Genomic DNA, 8,570 nt, shown 5'->3' with positions numbered 1-8,570 from the left:
GGGTGTTGGCCTGGACGTAGAGCGTGATTTGTGGCGCGTGGGGAAGCCACAACTGTCGAAAGTCGGGGACAGGGCGCCTAAATCATGCAGTCCAGACCAACACCCCACCCCGTCCCCGGCACCGACCCACCCCCCGCAGCCACTAAGCCCCGACAACACCCCAGCCCCGCCGGCGCTTGAGGCGCAGGGGCCCGGGGACAGAGTCCCCGGCAACGGCGCCGCACCCGGACCCCCAGGGCTACGACTCGTACGGCCGGGCCTGCCAGGGGGCGTCCGCCGGGCGGAGGGAGGAGAGGTGCGGGTCGGCGGCGAGGGCAGCGGCAAGCGCCAGGGCTCCCGTGACGAGCCCGGGGTTTCCGAGCGAGCCCGCCAGGACGCCCCGTACCAGTTCGGGCAGCGCCACCCACGCCACCTCCATGTCCGCCTCCTCCGACCCGGACTCCGAGTAGCGCTCGCCGTCCGCCTCGCGGACCCCCCGAGCGAGGAAGATCCGGGTGGCCTCGTCCGAGCCGCCGGGGGACGCGTAGAAGTCGGCCAGCACCCGCCAGTCCTCGGCCTTGACGTGCGCCTCCTCGTACAGCTCGCGCTGCGCCCCGTGCAGCGGGTTCTCCCCCACGACGTCCAGGAGCCCCGCGGGCAGCTCCCACAGCCGCCGCCGCACCGGGTGCCGGTACTGGCTCAGCACCAGGACCCGCCCCGCCTCGTCCAGGGCCAGCACGCACACCGACCCGGGGTGCACCTGGTAGTCGCGGCGGGCCACGGACCCGTCCGGCATCCGCACCTCGTCGGAGGCCACCGCCGTCTTCGCGCCCTGGAACGGCCGCTGGGTCGACACCGTCTCCCAGGATTCCGGCCTGTCCGCGATCTCCGCGATCTCCTCGATCTCCTTGACCTCCATGCCCGACATGCCCCGAAGCCCTCCACAACGCGCGACAGCCGGGGTACGGAACTCCGTACCCCGGCTGCCTACGTTATGTGCCGTACGACTACTTCGCGGCCTGCTGCCGCTCCACGGCCGCCTTGACCAGACCCGCGAACAGCGGGTGCGGGCGCGTGGGGCGCGAGCGCAGCTCCGGGTGGGCCTGGGTGGCCACCAGGTAGGGGTGGACCTCGCGCGGGTACTCGACGTACTCGACGAGCTTGTTGTCCGGGGAGGTGCCGGAGAAGACCAGGCCGGCCTTCTTCTCCAGCTCGCCGCGGTAGGCGTTGTTGACCTCGTAGCGGTGGCGGTGGCGCTCGTCCACGTACGCCTGGTCGCCGTAGACCTCGCGCACGATGGAGCCCTCGGCGAGCTTCGCCGGGTACATGCCCAGGCGCATGGTGCCGCCCAGGTCGCCCGCGCCCTCGACGAAGGCCAGCTGCTCCTCCATCGTGGAGATCACCGGGTTCGGGGTGGAGGCGTCGAACTCGGTGGAGTTCGCGTCCTCGATGCCCACCAGGTTGCGCGCGGCCTCGATGACCACGCACTGCAGGCCCAGGCACAGGCCGAGCAGCGGGATCTTGTTCTCGCGGGCGTAGGTGATCGCGCCGACCTTGCCGTTGACACCGCGGTCGCCGAAGCCGCCGGGCACGCAGATCGCGTCCACGTCGCCGAGCACCTCCGCGGCGCCCGCCGGGGTCTTGCAGTCGTCGGAGGTGACCCACTTGATCTGGACGCGGGCCTTGTTGGCGAAACCGCCGGCGCGCAGCGCCTCGGTCACCGACAGGTAGGCGTCGGGCAGGTCGATGTACTTGCCGACGAGCGCGACCTTGACCTCGTGGTCGGGGTTGTGGACGCGGTCCAGCAGGTCCTCCCAGACCGTCCAGTCCACGTCGCGGAACGGCAGGTCGAGCTTGCGCACGACGTACGCGTCGAGGCCCTCGGTGTGCAGCACCTTCGGGATGTCGTAGATCGACTTGGCGTCGATCGCGGCGACCACGGCGGCCTCGTCGACGTCGCACATCAGCGAGATCTTGCGCTTGATCGAGGTCGGGACCTCGCGGTCGGCACGCAGCACGATCGCGTCGGGCTGGATGCCGATGTTGCGCAGCGCCGCGACGGAGTGCTGGGTCGGCTTGGTCTTCAGCTCGCCGGAGGGGCCGATGTAGGGCAGCAGCGAGATGTGCACGACGAAGACGTTGTCGCGGCCGACCTCGTGGCGGACCTGGCGGACGGTCTCCAGGAACGGCAGCGACTCGATGTCGCCGACGGTGCCGCCGACCTCGGTGATGACCACGTCGACGTCGTCGGTCGCCATGCGCCGGATGCGGTGCTTGATCTCGTTGGTGATGTGCGGGATGACCTGCACGGTGTCACCGAGGTACTCGCCGCGCCGCTCCTTGGCGATGACCTGCGAGTAGACCTGGCCGGTGGTGACGTTGGCCGAGCCGTCGAGGTCGACGTCGAGGAAGCGCTCGTAGTGGCCGATGTCCAGGTCGGTCTCGGCGCCGTCGTTGGTGACGAACACCTCGCCGTGCTGGAACGGGTTCATCGTGCCGGGGTCGACGTTCAGGTACGGGTCGAGCTTCTGCATCGTGACCCGAAGACCGCGCGCCTTCAGCAGCGCACCCAGGCTGGAGGCCGTCAGGCCCTTGCCGAGGGAGGAAGCGACACCTCCGGTGACGAAGATGTGCTTGGTCGTCATGGCTGTGCTGTTCCGAAAAGCAGCGGGCGGCTTCGCCAAGAGGGGGCTCCCGTGGGTCGCGAGGTGAGGTGCGTCCGGCGCCGGCCACCATCGAACCGGAGGGTCTCAGGGGGCGCCGAAGCTGCGGTTTCGGGGTTCCTGGTTCGCACAGGCAGACCACCGGTCCACGGGATACCAGCCTATCAGCGCCCGGGCCGGTCCGCCTCCGGCCACGCCTCCGGGGCCTCCCCGGGGGCCTCGGCGGGGAGGCCCCGGTCCGTCACCGCGGCAGTGAAGCCACTCACCCGTTCGGCCGAACCCCATTGTCCTCAAGCTGACGGAGATCACTAGGGTGCCGTCTTGTGCTGCTCGGATCTCGATCACATCCCTGCCGAGCGGCCCCGCGAACGGCGTAACCCGTCCGGTTCCGGAATCATGGGCTGGACGCGGCGATCCACATCACCGGAGAATCCGCGGCATCGCAATGCAAGCGCCCTTCGGGGCGGACGTGGCTGTTCGACTGGAGATGCAACGTGTCCGGGCGCATCGAGGATTACGCACTGATCGGCGACATGCAGACTGCGGCATTGGTCTGCCGGGACGGGGCGGTGGACTGGCTGTGCCTGCCACGCTTCGATTCCCATGCCGTCTTCGCGAGCATTCTCGGCACCGAGGAACACGGGTTCTGGCGGATCGGCCCGGCGTTCCCGGCCGGCGCCGAGGCCCCGCGTGCCACCCGGCGCCGATACCGCGGTGACTCGCTGGTCCTGGAGTCCGAGTGGGACACCCCGCGCGGAACGGTGCGGGTGATCGACTTCATGCCGCCCCGCGAGGACCACGCACCGCAGCTCATCCGCATCGTGGAGGGCATCAGCGGGCGCGTCCCCATGCGCTCCGCGCTGCGCATGCGCTTCAGCTACGGCCGGGTGGTGCCCTGGGTGCACCGGGTCGACGACCGGACCGTGGCCGTCGCGGGCCCCGACTCGGTCTGGCTGGACACCGACGTGCAGACGTACGGCAAGGACCTGACCACGTACTCCGACTTCACGGTCGGGCCCGGGGACCGGAAGGCGTTCTGCATCAGCTGGCAGCCCTCGCACAAGGAGCCGCCGCAGCCGCCCGAGGCCGAGGAGGCCCTGGAGGCCACCACCGAGTTCTGGCGGGACTGGGTCGAGCAGTGCACGTACCACGGGCCCTACCGGGAGGCGGTGATCCGCTCCCTGATCACCCTCAAGGCGCTCACGTACGCCCCCACGGGCGGCATCGTCGCCGCGCCGACCACCTCCCTCCCGGAGGAGATCGGCGGCAGCCGCAACTGGGACTACCGCTACACCTGGCTGCGCGACGCCGCGATCACCCTGTCCTCGCTGCTGCGCACCGGGTACCGCGAGGAGGCCTCCGCCTGGCGGGACTGGCTGCTGCGCGCGGTGGCCGGCGACCCGGAGAACCTGCAGATCATGTACGGGATCGCCGGTGAGCGCGAGCTCGGCGAGACCGAGCTCGACTGGCTGCCGGGCTACGAGAACTCCGGCCCGGTCCGGGTCGGCAACGGCGCCGCCGGCCAGCTCCAGCTCGACGTGTACGGCGAGGTCACCGAGGCCCTGCACCTGGGCCACATGACGGGTCTGGCGCGCAACGACTACGCCTCCCTGCTCCAGCTCAAGCTGATCCGCTACCTGGAGACCAACTGGGACCAGCCCGACGAGGGCATCTGGGAGGTGCGCGGCCCGCGCCGGCACTTCGTGCACTCGAAGGTGATGGCGTGGGTGGCCGTGGACCGCACGATCAGGCTGATCGAGAGCGGTGACGCGGACGGGCCGCTGGAGCGCTGGCGCGAGATGCGCGACGAGATCCACCAGGACGTCTGCGAGAAGGGCTACGACAAGGAACGCAACACCTTCACGCAGTCCTACGGGTCGAAGGAGCTGGACGCTTCCCTCCTGCTGATCCCGCAGATGGGCTTCCTGCCACCGGACGACAAGCGGGTGATCGGCACGATCGAGGCGATCCAGCGCGAGCTGTCGACCCCCGACGGCTTCATCCTGCGCTACCCGACCTCGGGCGAGGAGGCGGGCGTGGACGGTCTGGAGGGCGACGAAGGCGCCTTCCTGGCGTGCTCGTTCTGGATGGCCGACGACCTGGCGATGATCGGCCGGGTCGACGAGGCCCGCCGCCTCTTCGAGAAGCTGCTCGCGCTCCGCAACGATCTGGGCCTGCTGGCGGAGGAATGGGATCCGAAGCTCCAGCGCCAGGTGGGCAACTTCCCGCAGGCCTTCAGCCACGTCCCCCTGATCGACACGGCCCTGCGGCTGACGGCGAGCGGGGCGTACGGGGGCTGACTAACCTGGAGGGGTCACAGGCCTTTCAGTCACAGGCTTTTCCGCACCTTCCGCATCTCCCGGAAGGGGGTGGCCCCATGGCTCCCCTCTCGAAGGCGGGCCGGGCGCTCGCCGAACTCCGCGAGGACCTGTCCGGCGCCGTCCTGGCGCCGGAGGATCCGGGGTACGACGAGGCCCGCACCCTCCACAACGGGATGATCGACCGCCGGCCGGCCGTCATCGCGCAGTGCGAGAGTCCCGTGGACGTGGCGACCGCCCTGCGCTTCGCCCGGCGGCTCGACCTGCCGGTGGCGGTGCGCGGCGGCGGCCACAGTGTGGCCGGGATGTCCCTGAACGACGGCGGCCTGGTCGTGGACCTGCGCCGGATGCGGGAGGTGACGGTGCATCCCGGGGCCTCGGCCGTCCGCGTCGGCGGCGGCGCCACCATGAGCCTGCTGGACCGGGCCTGCGAGCCGTACGGGCTGGCGACCACCGGCGGCCGCGTCTCCACCACCGGGGTCGGCGGTTTCGTGCTGGGCGGCGGCACCGGGTGGCTGGACCGGAACTTCGGCCTGGCGGTGGACAACCTGCTGGCCGTAGACCTGGTCACGGCCGACGGGGAGATGGTGACGGCGACCGAGGAGGACCACCCCGAGCTGTTCTGGGGGCTGCACGGCGGCGGCGGGAACTTCGGCGTGGCGACCTCGCTGACCCTGCGGCTGCACGCGCTCCCGGCGATGTCCCTCGCGTTCCTGCTGTACCTCCCCGAGCACGGGCCCGAGGTGGTCCGTACGTACCGGGACCTCATGGAGGACGGCCCGCGCGAGGCCGGCGGCGGCGCCCTCTACCTGACCGGCCCGCCCGAGGATTTCGTCCCGCCGCACCTGGTCGGCGCCCTGGTGGCCGGCGCGCTGGTCACGTACGCGGGCCCCGAGGAGTCGCTGCGCAGGCTCGTCGCCCCGCTGCTGGCGATCCCGCACGAGGCGGAGATGGTGACCGCCATCGCCTACGCGGACCTCCAGTGCATGATGGACGACCCGCCGGGGCTGCGGAACTACTGGTCGGCGGAGTACCTGACGGGTGCTCCCGATGCCTTCGTGGACGTGTTCTGCGCCCGCGCCCACTCCATGCCGGTCCCTAGCGGCACCCAGCACGTGGTGTGGCCCCAGGGCGGCGCGATCGCCGAGGGCCCCGCCGACTACCCGGTGCCGTTCCGCGACGCGCCCTGGGCGGTGCACCCCTTCGGCGCCTGGGAGGACCCGGCCGACGACGACCGCTGCCGCCAGTGGGTCCAGGACGTCCGCACCGACGTCCGGCCGTGGAGCACCGGCGCGGTCTACCTCAACTTCACCGGGGACGAGGGCGGAGACCGGGTGGTGGCCGGTCTCGGACCCGGGAACATGCAGCGGCTGGGCCGGCTGAAGCGGGAGTACGACCCGGACAACGTCTTCCGCTTCAACCACAACATCACCCCCGGGTGACGTACGCCACAACCGACAGGCGGTCCGATAATCGCCTTACGGGAACGGCGAGTTGTCGGGCCGGACGAGGGTAGATCGCACCCCGTAACCGCCCGGTGATGTGCACGGAACAACAGCCCCGGTAGCGTCCGCCATATGGACAATCAGGGCGGGATCACGGTTCAGCGGGCACTTGAGCTGCCGGGGCTGCGCGGCGGGCTCCCGGAGGTGGTGGCCTGCGCCGACCGGCTCGGCCGGACCGTCCGCTGGGTGCACGCCGGCGAGGTCCCCAACATCGCCTCCCTGCTCAAGGGCGGCGAGCTGCTGCTGACCACCGGCCTCGGCCTCGGCACCCGCCCCGCCGAACAGCGCGCCTTCGTACGCCGCCTCGCGGACCGCGGCATCGCCGCACTGGTCGTCGAGCTGGGCCCCCGCTTCACCCGGCTCCCGGCCACCCTCGTGGAAACGGCCCGCGCGGTCGGACTCCCCCTCGTCCAGCTGCACCGCGAGGTCCCCTTCGTCACCGTCACGGAGGAGGTCCACACCGAGATCGTCAACGGCCACTACGCCCTGCTGCAACGGGCCGAAGAGGTGCACCGGCGCTGCACGGAGGCCCTGCTCGACGGCGGCGGAATCCCCCAAGTCCTGCACATCCTGGCCGACTTCACGGCGAACCCGGTCTTCCTGGAAACCCCCGACGGCCAGCTCCTCTACGCGGCGGGACCGGTCGCCGGCGAGGCCGCGGCGGACCCGCTCCAGGTCTGGGAGGGCCTACGGGGCCAGCGCCCGGCGGAGCCGTCCGGCAACGCCGTCGTGGTCGACGTCCCGGGCGGCGGCCGCGGCACGGGCTCCGTACGGGCCCGCCTGGTCCTGCTCGGGGTCTCCGCCCCGCTGCTGCCCGTGCACCGGATGGCTGCCGAGCGGACCGCCGGCGTCCTGGCCGTAGTCCTGATGCAGGCCCGGCAGGAGGACGAACTCGCGGCGCGCGGCCGCGGCGACTTCCTCACGGACCTCGCCGAGGGACGGATCTCGGCGGAGGACGCCCCCGCCCAGGCCCGCGTCCTGGGCTTCAAGCCCGGCCCCGGCCCGCTCCTGCCCATCGTCATGCGGCTCTCCTCGGACCTGGCCCCGTCCGGCAACTGGGCGGTCCTGGCCCGGGCCGTCCTGGAGGAACTCGCCTCCGTCGGCGTCCCGGTGCTCCTCGGCGTCCGCCCGGTGGAAGGCCGCGTCCCCCTCCTGGTCTCCCTCCGCTCCGACACCGAGCGCACGACGGTCGCGGACCGGGTCGCGGTGGCCCTGCGGACCGGCGTGGAGCGGGCCGGCCTGGACCGTGCGGGGGCCGCGCCCGCGGTGGTCGTCGGCGTCAGCGGCGGCTGGGCGACCGTCTCGGCCGGCCTGCGCCACGCCGCCGAGACGGCCACCGCCGCGCACGGACTCCCCGCCCGCCCCTGGTACGACGCCCGCCGCCTGGACATCGACCTGCTGCTGTGGCGGCTGCGCGAACACCCCGACCTGGCGGCCTTCGTGGACCGCGCGATCGGCGCCCTGCGCGTGCACGACACGGTCTCCCGGCCGCCGCTCCTCCCCACCCTGGAGACGTACCTGGCCCACGCGGGCCGCAAGGCGGAGACCGCACGCGAGCTCCACCTGAACCGCCAGACCCTCTACAACCGCCTGGCCCGCATCTCGGAGCTCCTGGGCGCGGACCTGGACGACCCCGAAACGGTCCTCTCCCTGAGCCTGGCCCTCAGAGCCCGCCGCCACGCCACCCCTGCGCCTTCCTGACTCGCCCGACCCGGCCCCGGCGGACCTCCCCGGCTCCCCGGCGCTGCACCGGACTCCGACGGTGGCCCCGCGGGGTGCCCGCCACCGCCGCCCCGGCGCGGGGCCCGGTGGCCGGGCGCGGCTTGGCCGGTCCCTGCGGGGCGGAGTTCCCCTACCCGCCCTTCCACCGGTCCCCGGGCGCTGCCCGGAGCCCGGTCCTCAAACGCCGGACGGGCTGAACAGGGGTACCGGGCTGCGCCCGGACCCCCTGGGGCTCCGCCCCAGACCCCGGTCCTCAAACGCCGGACGGCTGAAACACCCGGGGTCGGCGGCTGCGGACGGCAGGGGCGGGGACGGGGGCGGGGTGGGGTGTTGGCCTGGACGTAGAGCGTGATTTGTGGCGCTAAAGGAAGCCACAACTGTCG

At 72.2% G+C, this 8,570-nt stretch carries 5 protein-coding genes; 3 read left to right on the top strand and 2 right to left on the bottom strand.

The features are described from left to right. Positions 1-238: 238 nt before the first annotated feature. Both ACIA8F_RS39040 and ACIA8F_RS39035 read right to left on the bottom strand, forming a co-directional pair. Positions 239-907, bottom strand: a complete 669-nt coding sequence (locus tag ACIA8F_RS39040) for an NUDIX domain-containing protein (RefSeq protein WP_399385801.1) — start codon at positions 905-907, stop codon at positions 239-241. A gap of 79 nt (positions 908-986) precedes the next feature. Continuing rightward, entirely contained in the window at positions 987-2,624 is a 1,638-nt protein-coding gene (locus ACIA8F_RS39035; protein WP_399385800.1) for a CTP synthase, read from the bottom strand. A 512-nt stretch (positions 2,625-3,136) separates the two neighbouring features. Between ACIA8F_RS39035 and ACIA8F_RS39030 the strand changes: the two genes are divergently transcribed. The 3 genes from ACIA8F_RS39030 (at position 3,137) to ACIA8F_RS39020 (ending at position 8,166) form a co-directional block, all read left to right on the top strand. Further along, positions 3,137-4,942: a glycoside hydrolase family 15 protein gene (locus tag ACIA8F_RS39030; RefSeq protein ID WP_399385799.1), complete on the top strand. Its 1,806-nt coding sequence runs from the start codon at positions 3,137-3,139 to the stop codon at positions 4,940-4,942. Positions 4,943-5,019: 77 nt separating this feature from the next. Then, positions 5,020-6,402, top strand: coding sequence for an FAD-binding protein (locus ACIA8F_RS39025; RefSeq protein ID WP_399385798.1), 1,383 nt, complete (start codon positions 5,020-5,022; stop codon positions 6,400-6,402). Positions 6,403-6,537: 135 nt separating this feature from the next. Then, positions 6,538-8,166, top strand: a complete 1,629-nt coding sequence (locus ACIA8F_RS39020) for a PucR family transcriptional regulator (RefSeq protein ID WP_399385797.1) — start codon at positions 6,538-6,540, stop codon at positions 8,164-8,166. Positions 8,167-8,570: the final 404 nt, after the last annotated feature.

Source organism: Streptomyces sp. NPDC051563 (assembly GCF_044454225.1).
In the GTDB taxonomy this organism is placed as follows: Bacteria; Actinomycetota; Actinomycetes; order Streptomycetales; family Streptomycetaceae; genus Streptomyces.
This window is presented reverse-complemented; position numbering and strand designations above follow the sequence as displayed.